This is a genomic window from Bacillus sp. GMs2/2, from assembly GCF_050172095.1.
In the GTDB taxonomy this organism is placed as follows: Bacteria; Bacillota; Bacilli; order Bacillales; family Bacillaceae_G; genus Bacillus_A; species Bacillus_A cereus.
In genome coordinates this window covers 1-16,909 of sequence record NZ_JBNLYE010000076.1, presented here as the reverse complement: position 1 = coordinate 16,909, position 16,909 = coordinate 1, and the positions used below count along the sequence as shown (strand labels likewise).

Sequence of the window (16,909 nt, the reverse complement as noted above, 5' to 3'; positions counted from 1 at the left end):
ATTCTTTGAAAGAGTAAGAATGATTAGTGTAACTAATAATCAGTGGAGATTACCCCACTGATTAAAGTTTCACCTTATTTCAAAAATGAAAGTTTACGAATGATAGGGAGACGACTTAACTCTTCTTTTCGAATGAGTTTGAAAGTGAAGAGAAGTACGATATAAACAATTGTTGTTAAAGTGATTTCCCATAATGTTTGTATGCCAAGGGCATGAGAGAAAATAATATATTTATGAAGATAAAAACCGAAGGCACCTGCGATACCGATGGCAAGTCCGCCGAAAATATAGTCTTTTGCGTAAATGGTAAATGTAATCTTTTTTAAAACAGTAGCGTAGTGAAGAAATGTTACTGTTACAATATTTGCTGCAATAGCGAGAGCAACCCCCATCATTTGAAATTCTGGCCTTGATGCTAGTACAAAAATAACGATTAATTTCACGATGGCTCCAATAAATGTATTCATCATTGCAGCTCTTGCTAAGTTTAAAGCTTGCAAAACAGAGGTAAGTGGACTTTGGAAATAATGAAATAAAAAGCAAGGCGCAAGAAGTTGAATGAATGCTGTTGCGCTGTCTGATCCATACATAAGAGTTAAAACAGGAGAAGCGAATACGTATAATATAACGACAGACCATCCGCCAGTAATTAATGAAATTCGAAGTGCTTGTTGTAAACGGTGCTCCACTAATTTATGTTGTCTTTTTGCCATTGCTTCACTAATAGAAGGGACGAGCGCTGTAGAGAGAGCGTATGTAATAAAGGCGGGTAGTGATAGAAGCGGGAATGCATAACCGTTTAATATACCGTATTGCTGGGTTGCAACAGAAGCAGCGACACCAGCAATTGCTAAGCTTTGCATAACGACAATAGGTTCAAAAAAATATGAAACGGAGCCGATTAAACGACTTCCTGTAGTTGGAAGGGCAATATCCATCAGAGAATAAAATGTCCCTTTGCTTTCCTTTACAGTAGTGAAAAATCCAGAGCGTATTGATAAATGTTTTTCTCGCTGAAATAACGTGAGTAAAAATAATAACGATGCAACTTCACCGAGAACAGCTGATAACATAGCGCCGGCTGCAGCGTATTCTATGCCGTAAGGTAAAAATAATTGAATGCATATAGCGATAATGGTAATGCGGACGACTTGTTCTAGAACTTGCGCATAAGCGCTAGGTTTCATGTTTTGTTTCCCTTGAAAATAACCACGCAAAACAGAAGAAACAGCAATAACAGGAACAACGGGCAAAATGGCCATTAATGGATAGTACGTTCTTTCGTCGGTTAATAATGTTTTTGCTAAAATAGGTGTGAGGAACATAATTCCGATTGTTAAAATGATACTAATAACGGATGTAACAGCTAGTGATACGGTTAATATTTTTTTAACTCTTTGTTTATCGTTCACAGCTTCCGCTTCTGCTACAAATTTTGCGATTGCGACAGGAAGACCAATTTGTGTCAATGTAATTGCTAAAATGAATGTAGGAACGGCCATCATATAAAGACCAACGCCTTCTTCTCCCAAAATACGTGCCATTACTATGCGGTTGATAAAGCCGAGTATTTTTGTAATAAAGCCGGCTATCATTAAAATAAATGCGCCTTTTAAAAAGCTTTGTCTCGTCATGTTCTTCTCCTACCTTCTCAAAATCAATGGAATGATTTACAATAATTTATATGCACGTACGAGACAAGAATGACAAGCATTTAAGAGAGTGAAATATGATAGTGCTCTTGAAAGTAGTTATTGCTGTCCATTAGAGCGGGAATAAAAGCGACTTTTCGTGCGAAATAAGAAGGAGATGTTATAGATGTTAGATAGAGAGGCTTTGGTAGAATCATACCGCGGACAGTTACAAGTCGTTTTAGAAAGTAAAGTAGAAGAGTTTCAAATGTTCGGCTACGACAGAGTGACAGCTGATGACATTTGGAAGTTTCTTAAAGTGAAAAAGTGGAAGAAGATAGACAGCGATGTTAGATTGTATGAATTAGTTAATGACGTATTAACAGTAAGTGCTAATGAATATATGACATATTTAACTGTTGAAGCATATCAAGCGCCACTTTGGTCATTTGATGAATATGAAAATAAATAACCGACTGCAATTGGTTTGTTCTTCCTTTTGCAGTATAATGATAGGTATTGATAATCAGGAAATAATTATGTCTAAGATCATATATAAAGGAGGTAGTGAAGAGAGAAAACAAATAATGAAAGTGCAGGTATCGTGAAAACGTACCGGCACAGCTAGTGATGAGCTAGCAAAATTATAGAAAGGAAGTCTACTAACTAGACGTATGCACACGTGTAAAAGTGAATCGTAAGAGATTTATTTAAAGTGTTAGTAGCGGAAAGAGGGTACATATGGCAAAGCGTGGTACGAGAATTGCCGCCTTTTTCCTCATCGTTTTATTAATCGGTGGAGTAATTGGTGCGGCAGGAAAAGACATAGCAAAAGGAATTAGTCTAGGACTAGACCTTCGCGGTGGTTTTGAAATTCTGTATGAAGTAAAACCAGCCAAAAAAGGTGACAAAATCGATCGAGACGTACTTGTAAGTACAGTAGGTGCTCTTGAGAATCGTGTCAATGTTCTCGGTGTAAGTGAGCCGAACATTCAAATCGAAGGGCAAGATCGAATTCGTGTACAGCTTGCTGGTGTACAAGATCAGCAAAAAGCACGTGAAATGTTATCAACACAAGCGAAATTAACATTCCGTGATGTAGATGATAATCTTCTTATGGACGGAACGGATTTAAAAGGTGGCGGAGCGAAGCAAACATTTGATGAGCAAGGCCGTGCGAGCGTAGGTCTTACACTAAAGAGCGCTGAAAAATTCCGTGAAGTAACTGAAAAAATTTCAAAAATGCCACCACCAACGAATTTAATGGTAATTTGGCTTGATTTTGAAGAAGGAAAAGATTCGTACAAAGCAGAATCTGCAAAACCGAATCCGAAGTTCTTATCAGCAGCAACAGTAAACCAAGTATTTAACCAAGCTGAAGTATCTATCGTAGGTGGAAACTTCACAGTTGAAAGTGCGAAACAACTTTCATCTTTATTAAATGCAGGTGCACTTCCTGTTGATTTAAAAGAAATGTATTCAACATCTGTTGGAGCGAAATTTGGTCAACAAGCGTTAGAGCAAACGATTTTCGCTAGTGCGATTGGTATCGCTCTTATTTTCTTATTTATGCTTGTATTCTACCGTTTACCAGGACTTGTAGCGGTTATTATGTTAGGTTTATACATTTTCGTTACATTACTTGTCTTTAACTGGATGCATGCAGTTCTTACGCTGCCGGGTATTGCGGCGCTAGTGCTCGGGGTAGGTATCGCTGTTGATGCGAATATTATTACGTACGAGAGACTGAAAGAAGAGCTGAAAATTGGTAAGTCAATGATGTCAGCATTCCGTGCTGGTAACCATCGTTCATTAGCAACGATTTTAGATGCGAACATTACAACACTTGCAGCAGCTGGTGTGTTATTCGTTTACGGTAATAGTTCCGTAAAAGGGTTCGCAACAAGTTTAATCGTAAGTATTTTAGTCGGTTTCATTACGAACGTATTCGGTACTCGTTTCTTACTAAGTTTACTAGTAAAGAGCCGTTACTTCGATAAAAAACCAGGATACTTTGGTGTGAAGCAAAAGGATATTATTCCATTAACAAAAGGTGTAGTACATCCACCAACGAAATTTGATCGTATTAACTTCGTAAATGTCGGTCATAAATTCCTTATCTTCTCGATTGTAGTTGTAATTGCAGGTGCAATTATCTTGCCAATTTTCAAATTGAATCTTGGTATTGACTTTGCGAGTGGTACACGTATCGACTTGCAATCAAAACAAGCAGTTACTGTGTCTGATGTTCATAAAGATTTTAAAGAGTTGAACATTGATGTGAAGGAAGAAAATATTGTACCGACTGGAGATGACAATAAAGGATTCGCAGTTCGTACATTAGGTGTTCTATCAAAAGATGAAATTGCAAAAACAAAAACATTCTTCCACGATAAATATGGTACAGATCCAAACGTAAGTACAGTTTCACCAACAATCGGGAAAGAAATTGCACGAAATGCATTTATCGCAGTATTAATCGCTTCTGCGGTTATCATTTTATACGTAAGTATTCGATTCCGATTTACGTACGCATTATCTGCAGTACTTGCATTATTACATGACGCATTCGTTATGATTGTTATGTTTAGTATTTTCCAACTAGAGGTAGACTTAACGTTTATCGCTGCAGTACTAACAATCATCGGTTATTCTATTAATGACTCGATTGTTACATTTGATAGAAACCGTGAATTATACAAACAGAAAAAACGAGTGCGCGATATAAAAGATCTAGAAGAAATCGTAAATGCAAGTATTCGCCAAACGCTTGGTCGCTCGATTAACACCGTATTAACAGTGTTATTCCCAGTAATTGCACTGCTTATCTTCGGTAGTGAGTCACTACGTAACTTCTCGTTTGCGTTACTTGTTGGATTAATTGTAGGTACGTACTCTTCTGTTTTCGTTGCCTCTCAAATTTGGTTAATGCTTGAAAACCGTCGTTTGAAAAAGGGAAAAAACAAGAAGAAGGTTGAGAAAGTAGAATCTGAACCGCAAGTATAGAAAAGATGATGTCTCTTTATGAGGCATCTCTTTTTTCGTTTGTGGATACAATAAGATAGCAACTTTTTAACAGAAAGAAGATGGAAGAAAGTGGTGGTGTTATCGCTGTTTTTGTTAAAATAAAAAGATAGGTTAAGAAAAGAAGGGATTTTAATTATGGAAAAAGATGAACGTTTTAAACAGGCCGAGTTTGGTGCTATTGTCGGGATCGTTGGTAATATTATATTAGCGATTGTAAAGGCGGTAATTGGTTATATTGGGAACAGTAAAGCGTTATTAGCGGATGCCGTGCATTCTGCATCAGATGTAATAGGTTCGCTAGCTGTACTTTTTGGACTGCGAGCGGCAAAGCAGCCACCTGATGAGGATCATCCGTATGGTCATGGTAAAGCAGAATCGATTTCAGCGATTATTGTTGCGGTATTATTATTTATTGTGGGACTTGAAATCGCGATTTCGTCTATAAAAGCTTTTTCGCAAGAACTAGAACCGCCGAAAGGAATTACGATATTTGCTGTTGTTCTTTCAATCGTCGTGAAAGAAGGAATGTTTCAATATAAATTCCGATTAGGGAAAAGAGTAAACAGTGATGCAATTATTGCAAATGCATATGAGCACCGTTCGGATGTATTTTCTTCAATTGCAGCTTTAATCGGTATTTGTGCAGCTATAATCGGTGGTAAGTTTGGTATAGACTGGCTCGTATATGCTGATCCGATTGCAGGATTAGTTGTTTCACTTCTTGTTGTAAAAATGGCATGGAGCATTGGAGCGGAAGCAATTCATGCAACGCTTGACCATGTTCTTCATGAGGAGGATGTTATTCCGCTTAGAGAGGCCGTTCTTCAAGTAGATGGTGTGAAAAAAATTGGTTCTTTATATGCACGGGAGCATGGTCATTATGTTATTGTCGATATTAAAGTGTCTGTAGATCCATACATTACCGTAGAAGAAGGACACCGTATTGGAAAACATGTGAAAGAAATACTTATGAAACAAGATAATGTACAAAATGTATTCGTACATATAAATCCGTATTCTCCAAATTAAACATCATTAACATTTTAGTATATAGATATTGCATCGTAGTTTGCATTATATTGTCACCCCTTAATCTGTCTTGTATAATGAACAGGTTAAGGGGTGATTTCGTGTTACAACCGAAGACGCGTTGGAAAGAAAAAGAATATAATGACGAGCGAGTGAGTGAATTAGCAAGTAAATTACAGTTATCGCCACTTGTCGTTTCATTATTCCTCGGTAGAGGACTAGATACAGAAGATAAGATTTTAGATTTTTTAAATACAGAAAATCAAGAATTTCATGATCCATTTTTATTAGAAGGAATGGATAGAACGGTAGAACGTGTAAATAAGGCGATTCAAAATGGAGAGCAAATATTAATATTTGGTGATTACGATGCGGACGGAGTAAGTAGTACGACGGTTTTATATCTTGCTCTTCAAGAATTAGGTGCAGAAGTAGAATTTTACATTCCAAATCGTTTTACAGAAGGGTATGGACCGAACGAAGAAGCATTTCGTTGGGCGCATAGTGCAGGTTTCTCACTGATTATTACTGTCGACACTGGCATCGCAGCAGTACATGAAGCGAATGTAGCGAAAGAGCTTGGAATAGATCTAATTATTACAGATCACCATGAGCCACCGCCAGAATTGCCAGAAGCGCTTGCGATTATACATCCGAAATTAGAAGGTGGCGTATATCCGTTTCACTATTTAGCTGGTGTAGGTGTTGCGTTTAAAGTTGCGCATGCACTATTAGGCCGTGTACCAGAACATTTATTAGAGATTGCAGTAATCGGTACAGTAGCCGATTTAGTATCACTTCATGGTGAAAATAGGTTGCTAGTGAAACGCGGTTTAAAACATATGCGTATGACGAGAAATATTGGTTTGAAGGCATTGTTTAAAGTTGCTAACGTTTCGCAAAGTGAAATTACAGAAGAGAGTATTGGCTTCTCAATTGCCCCTCGTATTAATGCGGTTGGGCGTTTAGAAGATGCTGCGCCGGCTGTACACCTTTTATTATCAGATGATCCAGAGGAAGCGAAAGAGTTGGCCGAAGAAATTGATGAGCTGAACAAACTGCGAAAAGATATTGTAAAGCAAATTACAGAAGAAGCTATCGCTGAAGTTGAAAATAAATTCCCGCCAGAAGAAAATAAAGTATTAGTACTTGCAAAAGAAGGCTGGAACCCAGGGGTAATTGGAATTGTTGCTTCTAAATTAGTTGAACGTTTTTATCGTCCGACGATTGTATTAAGCATCGATCCTATAAAAGAAACAGCAAAAGGCTCAGCACGTAGTATTGCAGGATTTGATTTGTTTGCAAACTTATCAGATTGTAGAGAGTTATTGCCACACTTCGGAGGGCATCCGATGGCAGCGGGAATGACGCTACATATGAATGATGTAGATGAATTACGTCGCCGATTAAATGAACAAGCAGATGCGATTTTAACAGAAGAAGATTTTATTCCAATTACAGCAGTTGATGTTTTTTGCAAAGTAGAGGATGTAACGCTAGCGGCAATTGAAGATATGCAAAAACTAGCCCCGTTTGGTATTGGAAATCCGAAACCACGTATTGCAGTAAAAGATGCAGAGTTAGAAAGCATTCGCGCAATCGGATCAGATGGTTCTCATTTAAAAATGGCTCTTCGTGATGGACAAGCAACACTGGATACAATTGGATTTGGTTTTGGTGCATATGCGAAAGAAATCTCTCCAGTTGCAAAAGTATCTGTAATAGGAGAAGCATCCATCAATGAATGGAATAATTTTAAGAAGCCACAACTAATGGTACAAGATATTGCTGTAGAGGCGTGGCAATTATTTGATTGGCGTAGTATGCGTAATGCAGAAGCAAATTTAGCAGAACTTCCGAAAGAAAAAATAACAATGGTGTATTTTTCTGAAGAGGTATTGAATAAATTTTCTTTAGAGAGCTATAAAGAAAAGCTCATGCATGCTTCCGAAGTAACGCATTTAGATGATCAATATATCGTGTTACTTGATTTACCAAAAGGAACCGATGAATTACGTGAGTTATTTAAGGCAGGATTCCCAGCGCGAATTTATACGCTATTTTATCAAGAGAATAACCACTTATTTAGTACAGTTCCGACGAGAGAACACTTTAAATGGTACTATTCTTTCTTAAGCCAAAAAACACCATTTTCTTTAAGACAATATGGAGAACAACTATGTCGTCATAAAGGTTGGTCAAAAGATACAGTAAATTTTATGACACAGGTGTTTTTTGAGTTAGAATTTGTTACAATAAAAGATGGCGTCATTTTTATGGCAGACAAAAAACAAAAGCGTGATTTAATTGAATCGAACACATATCGTGAGAAAATGAACCACTTACAATTAGAAAAAGAATTGGTTTATAGCACATATCAGCAACTATATACATGGTTTGAAACGATTCGTAATCATAAAGAAGTAGAACAGTTAGGGTAAAGGATTTGTATTTACAAACCTTTTAGATCTGAGGAGGATTCAGAAATATGGATTTCAAGCAACATATCGCAATTGTACCGGATTATCCGAAAGAAGGTATTGTGTTTAAAGACATTACACCTTTAATGAATGACGGTAAAGCATACAAAGCAGCAACAGATGCAATCGTTGAATACGCAAAAGAAAGAGATATCGATGTTGTAGTAGGACCAGAAGCTCGTGGTTTCATTATCGGTTGCCCAGTTTCTTATGCGTTAGAAGTAGGATTTGCGCCAGTTCGTAAATTAGGAAAATTACCACGTGAAGTAATTACAGTTGACTACGGTAAAGAATATGGTAAAGATGTTTTAACAATCCATAAAGATGCAATTAAGCCAGGTCAACGCGTATTAATTACAGATGACCTATTAGCTACAGGTGGAACTATTGAAGCGACAATTAAGCTAGTTGAAGAACTTGGCGGAGTTGTAGCAGGGATTGCATTCTTAGTAGAGCTTACTTACTTAGATGGTCGTAAAATGTTAGATGGTTACGATGTATTAGTATTAGAAAAATACTAATCACTATATAGGTAAAACTACGGTGATAAAAAGTACCCGTGAATCTCTTGGAGAGGAGCGGGTACTTTTGTATAATTGAACAAAAAATCATGGTGAAATGTTAGTAAAATCTTTTCCTTTTCACAATTCACAATCATTGGGTTATAATGATAGAATATAATTTATTCTATTAAATAAAGATAAAGTCAATTTTCAATAAAAGGTGATTCGATGGCAAATGAGCAGGTACTAACAGCTGAACAGGTACTCGAGAAAGCAAGTCAATATTTAGTGGATGAAGATATTGAGCTAGTAGCACGTGCCTATGAATATGCACGCGATGCGCATAGCGAACAATACAGAAAATCGGGTGAACCGTATATTATTCATCCAATTCAAGTTGCAGGTATTTTAGTTGATTTACACATGGATCCAGCTACGGTATCAGCAGGTTTCTTACATGATGTAGTGGAAGATACAGAGATTACGTTAGAAGATATTGAACGGGAATTTAACAAAGAAATTGCTATGCTTGTTGATGGTGTTACGAAGCTTGGGAAGATCAAATATAAATCTCACGAACAACAACAAGCAGAAAACCATCGCAAAATGTTTATTGCAATGGCTCAAGATATTCGAGTTATTTTAATTAAACTAGCTGATCGTCTTCATAACATGCGTACATTGAAACATTTGCCTCAAGAGAAGCAGCGTCGCATAGCGAATGAAACGCTAGAAATCTTTGCACCTTTAGCACATAGACTCGGAATTAGTACTATTAAATGGGAGCTAGAGGATACGTCACTTCGCTATTTAAATCCACAACAATATTATCGTATTGTAAATTTAATGAAGCGTAAACGTGCAGAACGTGAAGAATACTTAGACGAAGTAATGACTGGTATTCGTGAGAAATTAAAAGAAGTTGCAATTCAACCTGAGATCTCTGGAAGACCGAAACATATTTACAGTATTTATCGTAAAATGGCACTGCAAAATAAACAGTTCAATGAAATTTACGATTTATTAGCTGTACGTGTTGTTGTAAATAGTATCAAAGATTGTTATGCAGTGCTTGGAATTATTCATACGTGCTGGAAGCCGATGCCAGGTCGTTTTAAAGATTATATTGCAATGCCAAAAGCAAATCTATATCAATCTCTTCATACGACTGTAATTGGACCGAAAGGTGATCCACTTGAAGTGCAAATTCGTACGAAAGAAATGCACGAAATTGCAGAATTCGGGATCGCGGCACACTGGGCATACAAAGAAGGAAAAACAGCAGAAACAACAGGTACATTAGAGAAGAAACTCACGTGGTTCCGTCAAATATTAGAATGGCAAAATGAAGCTTCTAATGCAGAAGAATTTATGGAGTCATTAAAAATTGATTTATTCTCTGACATGGTATTCGTCTTTACACCGAAAGGCGATGTAATGGAATTACCACTTGGATCGGTTCCAATTGATTTCGCGTATCGTGTCCATTCGGAAATTGGGAATAAAACAATTGGTGCAAAAGTAAACGGGAAAATGGTAACGCTGGATTATAAATTAAAAACCGGTGATATCATTGAAATTTTAACGTCGAAACATTCATATGGCCCAAGTCAAGATTGGGTAAAACTTGCTCAAACATCTCATGCGAAAAATAAAATTCGTCAATTCTTTAAGAAACAACGTAGAGACGAAAATATTGAAAAAGGCCGTGAACTTGTTGAAAAGGAAGTACGTGGTCTAGAGTATGAGATGAAAGAAGTATTAGCGCCTGATAACTTAAAACGCGTCGCTGAGAAATTTAACTTTGCAAATGAAGAAGATATGTTTGCAGCAGTTGGATATAGCGGAATTACAGCTTCGCAAATTGTTACGCGACTAACGGACAAGTTCCGCAAGCAACGCGAAGAAGAAGAAATTGTTGAAGTTAAAGAAGTTCGTAAACCGATGAAAATTCGAAAATGGGATTCTGGTGTAAAGGTAAGCGGTGCTGATAATTTATTAATCCGTTTATCGAAATGCTGTAACCCAGTTCCGGGTGATGATATCGTTGGGTATATTACGAAAGGCCGAGGTGTATCGATTCACCGCCGTGATTGTGTAAATGTTCATACAGAAGAAGCGATAGAACGTTTATTAGAAGTTGAGTGGGAAGGTAGCCCTGAAAAAGAAATAGAGTATAACGTTGATATTGAAATTTCAGGTTACGATCGCCGCGGTTTATTAAATGAAGTACTGCAAGCTGTTACAGAGACGAAAACATACATTTCAGCTGTTTCTGGTAGAAGTGACCGTAATAAGATGGCAACAATTAATATGTCAATCTCGATTCGTAACTTACAACACTTGAAAAAAGTAGTAGAACGCATTAAACGCGTTCCAGAAATTTATGCAGTACGACGCATGATGCATTAATAGGGAGTGTAGAAAGATGAGAGTTGTTTTACAACGATCAAAGAAAGCGTCTGTCACAGTAGACGGTGAGATCGTAGGACAAATTCCGTTCGGTTTAACATTACTAGTTGGCATTACGCACGAAGATACAGAAAAAGATGCAACTTACATTGCGGAAAAAATTGCAAACTTACGTATTTTTGAAGATGAGAGCGGAAAGATGAATCATTCTGTACTTGATGTAGAAGGACAAGTTCTATCTATTTCGCAATTCACATTATACGGAGATTGCCGCAAGGGAAGACGTCCAAACTTTATGGATGCTGCGAAACCTGATTATGCAGAGCGTTTATACGATTTCTTTAATGAAGAAGTTCGTAAACAAGGATTACATGTGGAAACAGGGAAGTTCGGAGCAATGATGGATGTTTCTTTAATCAATGATGGTCCGGTGACCTTAATTGTAGAAAGTAAATAGTGTTGATAAAAAAGAGAGGGTTATATAATCCTCTCTTTTTTATACATTGTTGTATGTTTTGTTCATTTATTTGGAATTAATAGCAGTTTTGGTTATGTATAACTCTTTCATCAATATGGAACAATAAAAAGTAAAACATCCATATTGAATGTGAGGGATATACGTATGCGTATGAATGAAAAAGGGCATTCTGTTACAAATGGTGCAAATCAACTATTTAACGTGAATTTTCATGATTTTATTTCAAAAGAGCAAAACAATACTTCAATGGAGCTTGCTTCCGAGTTTGGGATTTCTCTTCGAGATGTAAAGCGTTTAAAGAAGCAGATTGAACGTTCTTAGAGCACTTGACAATCCTACTTAACAAACGTATAGTAATTTTATATTTACATATGAATATAACCGTTGATAGAGAAGAGTAAATGAGACACACATGGAAAGAGAAGGAATGTCTTAGGCTGAAAACATTTCTACATGATGACTGATTGAATGACACTCTAGAGGTTTCAACTTGAACGGCATATACGCTTAGTAGGGATGAACGCATATTTAAGCGTTATTAAAAAAGTGGAAGCATAAGTGCTTCAATTAGGGTGGCACCACGGGTATAATACTCTCGTCCCTACTGTTCAAACAGTAGAGGCGGGAGTTTTTTTATTTTTATTAAGATTAAAACAATTTGAGGAGGAACTGAATATGTCTATTCAAATCCCACGCGGAACGCAAGATATTCTTCCAGGCACTGTTGAGTTATGGCAGTATATCGAAGGGCAAGCACGCGAAATTTGCCGTCGTTACAATTATAAAGAAATTCGTACACCAATTTTTGAGCACACTGAGCTATTTTTACGCGGTGTTGGTGATACGACAGATATCGTACAAAAAGAAATGTACTCATTCCAAGATCGTGGAGAGCGTAGCTTAACATTACGTCCAGAAGGTACTGCACCTGTTGTACGTTCTTACGTTGAAAATAAAATGTTTGGTGATGCAACACAACCAACGAAATTATACTATATCGGTCAAATGTTCCGTTATGAAAGACCACAAGCAGGTCGCTATCGTCAATTCGTACAATTCGGTATCGAAGCAATCGGCAGTAATGACCCTGCAATTGATGCAGAAGTAATTGCACTTGCTGTTGAATTTTACCGCGGCATGGGCTTAAAAAATATTAAAGTTGTATTAAACAGTTTAGGTGACGCAGCGAGCCGTCAAGCACACCGTGATGCATTAATCGCACACTTTGAGCCACGTATCGGCGAATTCTGTTCTGACTGTCAATCTCGCTTAGAAAAGAATCCACTTCGAATTTTAGACTGTAAGAAGGACCGTAACCATGAATTAATGGGAACAGCACCATCTATTACAGAATACTTAAACGAAGATTCAGCAATATACTACGACAAAGTTCAAGAACTATTAACGATGATGGATGTTCCGTTTGAAAAAGATCCGAACTTAGTGCGTGGTTTAGACTACTACCAACACACTGTTTTTGAAATTATGAGTGAGGCAGAAGGTTTCGGTGCGATCACTACATTAAGCGGTGGTGGCCGTTATAACGGACTTGTACAAGAAATCGGTGGACCAGAAATGCCAGGTATCGGTTTTGCAATGAGTATTGAACGTTTAATTATGGCGCTAAAAGCTGAAAACATTGAATTACCACTTGAACATAGCATTGATTGTTACGTTGTGGCGCTTGGCGAAAAAGCGAAAGACCATGCTGCAAAAGTTGCGTTCGATCTTCGTAAAGCTGGATTGTCAGTTGAAAAAGATTATTTAGATCGCAAAATGAAAGCACAATTTAAATCAGCAGATCGTCTAAAGGCGAAATTTGTAGCTGTATTAGGAGAAGATGAGCTAGATAAAGGCATCATTAACTTAAAAGATATGGCAACAGGTGAACAAGAAGAAGTAGCGTTAGATGTATTTGCTTCATACGTAGCAGAGAAATTAATATAGGGGGAACTTACAGTGGCTGAAATAACACATGCATGTGGAAAAGTAACAGTAGAAGCTGTTGGACAAACAGTTCAATTAAAAGGTTGGGTACAAAAACGCCGTGACTTAGGTGGATTAATCTTTATCGACTTACGTGACCGTACAGGTATCGTGCAAGTTGTATTTAACCCAGAAACATCAAAAGAAGCGTTAGAAGTAGCAGAAACAATTCGTAGCGAATACGTATTACACGTAGAAGGTACAGTTGTTGAACGTGGTGAAGGCGCAATTAATGACAATATGGCAACTGGTCGTATTGAAGTACAAGCAACAAAAGTAAATGTACTAAATGCAGCGAAAACAACGCCAATCATCATTGCTGATGATACAGATGCATCAGAAGATGTGCGTTTAAAATATCGTTATTTAGACTTACGTCGTCCAGTAATGTTTAACACATTCAAAATGCGTCATGACGTAACGAAAACAATTCGTAACTTCTTAGACACAGAAGAGTTCTTAGAAGTAGAAACACCAATTTTAACGAAAAGCACGCCAGAAGGAGCTCGTGACTATTTAGTGCCAAGTCGTGTGCATGATGGTGAATTCTATGCACTACCGCAGTCACCACAGTTATTTAAACAGCTTCTTATGGTCGGCGGATTTGAGCGTTACTATCAAGTAGCACGTTGTTTCCGTGATGAAGATTTACGTGCGGATCGTCAACCGGAATTCACGCAAATCGATATCGAAGCTTCATTCTTAACACAAGATGAAATTTTAGATATGATGGAGCGTATGATGACGAAAGTTATGAAGGATGCAAAAGGTGTAGAAGTTAGTGCACCATTCCCTCGTATGAAATATGCTGATGCAATGGCTCGCTACGGTTCTGATAAGCCAGATACACGCTTTGAAATGGAACTAACAGACTTATCTGAGTTTGCAGCAGGTTGTGGCTTTAAAGTGTTTACAAGTGCTGTAGAAAGCGGCGGACAAGTAAAAGCAATTAATGCAAAAGGTGCTGCAAGTAAATATTCTCGTAAAGACATCGATGCATTAACTGAATTCGTGAAAGTATACGGTGCAAAAGGTCTAGCTTGGCTTAAAGTTGAAGAAGATGGCTTAAAAGGACCGATTGCGAAATTCTTCAGTGAAGAAGATGCAAATGTGTTAATGAGCACATTAGAGGCTACTGCTGGCGACTTATTACTATTCGTAGCAGATAAGAAGAGCGTTGTTGCAGATAGCTTAGGTGCACTTCGCTTACGTCTAGGTAAAGAGCTTGAGTTAATTGACGAAAGTAAATATAATTTCCTATGGGTAACGGATTGGCCACTTCTTGAGTACGATGAAGATGCAGATCGTTACTTCGCAGCTCACCACCCATTCACAATGCCATTCCGTGAAGACGTTGAGTTACTAGAAACAGCACCAGAAAAAGCACGTGCACAAGCATATGACCTTGTATTAAACGGTTATGAGCTTGGTGGTGGATCACTTCGTATTTACGAGCGTGACGTACAAGAAAAAATGTTCAAAGCACTTGGATTCTCACAAGAAGAAGCGCAAGAGCAATTCGGGTTCTTATTAGAAGCATTCGAATACGGTACACCACCACACGGCGGAATCGCATTAGGTTTAGATCGTCTTGTTATGTTACTTGCAGGCCGTACGAACCTTCGTGATACAATTGCATTCCCAAAAACAGCAAGCGCAAGCTGCTTATTAACAGAAGCTCCAAGCCCAGTTGCAGAAGCACAGCTTGAAGAGTTAAACTTAAAATTAAGCTTAAAAGAAGAGAAGTAAGAATAGGGTCTAGATGGTTATACTATAACCGTCTAGACTTTTTTTGAGAGGTTGTTTAAAAAGTCCGGTTTAGATAACTGTCGCATCTCATCGTTGCTTCGCCAGTCCGGTGCTCGAGTAGTATTTTTCTACACTGCGCTCCTCCTGGCTTCAGCGCCTCGATCTGCTCGGTTCTCTAAATCCTCCTTTTTAAACGTGTATTGAAAGGAAGTTTAAAAAGTCCGGTTCAGATAACTGTCGCATCTCATCGTTGCTTCGCCAGTCCGGTGCTCGAGTAGTATTTCTACACTGCGCTCCTCCTGGCTTCAGCGCCTCGATCTGCTCGGTTCTCTGAATCCTCTTTTTTAAACGTGTATTTAGGAAGAAATGAAATTCTGGTCTATGTTTTCATTTTCGAAATATGTATTTTTAGGAATTCTATAACTTTTTCTATACAAATAGTCGGAAAAACGCTAGAATACATGGTAGACCATTTTTGTAATAGGAGTGTAGAGCTGAATGTTACATCAATTTTCACGTAATGAATTAGCCTTCGGTAAAGAAGGACTTGAAATATTAAAAAATAGTACAGTCGGTATTTTAGGAATTGGCGGCGTAGGCTCTTTTGCAGCTGAAGCGTTAGCACGTTCTGGCGTTGGACGTCTTGTATTAGTTGATAAAGACGTTGTAGATATTACAAACGTAAACCGTCAAATTCACGCTTTAGTATCTACTGTAGGACGTTCAAAAGTAGAATTAATGAAAGAGCGTATCGCAGACATTAACCCAGAGTGTGAAGTAATTGGACTTGAAATGTTTTATACAGATGAAACATATGAAGAGTTCTTTAAGCACGGTTTGGATTTCGTAGTGGATGCATCTGATACGATTACGTTCAAAATTCATTTAATTAAACAATGTTTACGTCGTAAAATTAAAATTATCTCCAGTATGGGTGCAGCAAATAAAATGGACCCAACTCGTTTCCGTATTGCGGACATTTCTAAAACACACACAGATCCGATTGCGAAAGTAATTCGTACGAAGCTTCGTAAAGAGGGTATTAAAAAAGGTGTAAAAGTTGTCTTCTCTGACGAAAACCCAATCGTAATTCGTGAAGAAGTACGTAAAGAAATCGTACCAGACGAAAATGCAAAAATTCGTAAAGCGAAATTACCGCCTTCATCAAATGCATTCGTACCATCTGTGGCAGGCTTAATTATGGCAAGTCACGTTGTACGTGAACGTATTAAAAATGTAGAAGTGAAACGTGTAGGGCAAGAATAAAAGAAAAGCATATATCCATTTTGGATATATGCTTTTTTATATGTATTAAAGAAATATGGATATTTGCATTACTACTAGTTCAAATGTAAGTAACGCTAGTAAGTAATGATCATATTTATCTGATGTATAGGCGGACGTCTTTTTTAAACTGTTAATGGTGAAAAGAGCCAAAGTTAGGACGAGAACACCGAGTGTTATTTTGAAGACTATTAAAGAAATAGTAACCAGCTCCCTTTAAAATTATATGTTTATAATAACATTTTAGTAAAAAATATCTAATCCGTTTTAGGAGTTTCCTTGTATGACAAGGAGGAATGTTATTGTCAATCTTTGTCGTTAAATCGATAT

Annotated in this window: 12 protein-coding genes and 1 other annotated feature; of the genes, 11 read left to right on the top strand and 1 reads right to left on the bottom strand. The window is 37.5% G+C overall.

The window, feature by feature from the left end; translation table 11 throughout:
* Positions 1 to 74 precede the first annotated feature (74 nt).
* Positions 75 to 1,634 carry a stage V sporulation protein B gene (gene spoVB, locus ACQGS6_RS12400; RefSeq protein WP_000198300.1) on the bottom strand — a complete coding sequence of 520 codons (1,560 nt, stop codon included), beginning with the start codon at positions 1,632 to 1,634 and terminating at the stop codon, positions 75 to 77.
* A 184-nt stretch (positions 1,635 to 1,818) separates the two neighbouring features.
* Between spoVB and ACQGS6_RS12395 the strand changes: the two genes are divergently transcribed.
* The 11 genes from ACQGS6_RS12395 (at position 1,819) to ACQGS6_RS12345 (ending at position 16,561) form a co-directional block, all read left to right on the top strand.
* Entirely contained in the window at positions 1,819 to 2,103 is a 285-nt protein-coding gene (locus ACQGS6_RS12395; protein ID WP_200462267.1) for a post-transcriptional regulator, read from the top strand.
* Positions 2,104 to 2,372: 269 nt separating this feature from the next.
* Positions 2,373 to 4,637 (top strand): protein translocase subunit SecDF, encoded by a 2,265-nt coding sequence (secDF, locus tag ACQGS6_RS12390; protein ID WP_001119061.1) that lies wholly within the window; start codon positions 2,373 to 2,375, stop codon positions 4,635 to 4,637.
* Positions 4,638 to 4,793: 156 nt separating this feature from the next.
* The gene (locus ACQGS6_RS12385) at positions 4,794 to 5,687 is read left to right on the top strand and encodes a cation diffusion facilitator family transporter (protein ID WP_000409741.1); all 894 of its coding nucleotides are present in this window, start codon (positions 4,794 to 4,796) and stop codon (positions 5,685 to 5,687) included.
* A 101-nt stretch (positions 5,688 to 5,788) separates the two neighbouring features.
* Positions 5,789 to 8,128 carry a single-stranded-DNA-specific exonuclease RecJ gene (gene recJ / locus ACQGS6_RS12380; RefSeq protein WP_000941237.1) on the top strand — a complete coding sequence of 780 codons (2,340 nt, stop codon included), beginning with the start codon at positions 5,789 to 5,791 and terminating at the stop codon, positions 8,126 to 8,128.
* Positions 8,129 to 8,175: 47 nt separating this feature from the next.
* Positions 8,176 to 8,688 (top strand): adenine phosphoribosyltransferase, encoded by a 513-nt coding sequence (locus tag ACQGS6_RS12375; protein ID WP_000346215.1) that lies wholly within the window; start codon positions 8,176 to 8,178, stop codon positions 8,686 to 8,688.
* 210 nt (positions 8,689 to 8,898) lie between these two features.
* Complete coding sequence (relA, locus tag ACQGS6_RS12370; RefSeq protein WP_001262811.1) at positions 8,899 to 11,082, top strand: GTP diphosphokinase; 2,184 nt, start codon at positions 8,899 to 8,901, stop codon at positions 11,080 to 11,082.
* 16 nt (positions 11,083 to 11,098) lie between these two features.
* A complete protein-coding gene (locus ACQGS6_RS12365; RefSeq protein ID WP_001266965.1) occupies positions 11,099 to 11,539 on the top strand; it encodes a D-tyrosyl-tRNA(Tyr) deacylase in 441 nt (146 codons plus the stop codon).
* A 165-nt stretch (positions 11,540 to 11,704) separates the two neighbouring features.
* Positions 11,705 to 11,881 (top strand): hypothetical protein, encoded by a 177-nt coding sequence (locus ACQGS6_RS12360; RefSeq protein WP_426965183.1) that lies wholly within the window; start codon positions 11,705 to 11,707, stop codon positions 11,879 to 11,881.
* Between the two features lie 54 nt (positions 11,882 to 11,935).
* Positions 11,936 to 12,166, top strand: a binding site (T-box leader).
* A gap of 69 nt (positions 12,167 to 12,235) precedes the next feature.
* Positions 12,236 to 13,507 carry a histidine--tRNA ligase gene (hisS, locus tag ACQGS6_RS12355; protein ID WP_000027081.1) on the top strand — a complete coding sequence of 424 codons (1,272 nt, stop codon included), beginning with the start codon at positions 12,236 to 12,238 and terminating at the stop codon, positions 13,505 to 13,507.
* A gap of 12 nt (positions 13,508 to 13,519) precedes the next feature.
* Entirely contained in the window at positions 13,520 to 15,295 is a 1,776-nt protein-coding gene (gene aspS, locus ACQGS6_RS12350) for an aspartate--tRNA ligase (RefSeq protein WP_426965182.1), read from the top strand.
* Positions 15,296 to 15,793: 498 nt separating this feature from the next.
* Positions 15,794 to 16,561 (top strand): tRNA threonylcarbamoyladenosine dehydratase, encoded by a 768-nt coding sequence (locus ACQGS6_RS12345; RefSeq protein WP_000903177.1) that lies wholly within the window; start codon positions 15,794 to 15,796, stop codon positions 16,559 to 16,561.
* Positions 16,562 to 16,909 lie beyond the last annotated feature (348 nt).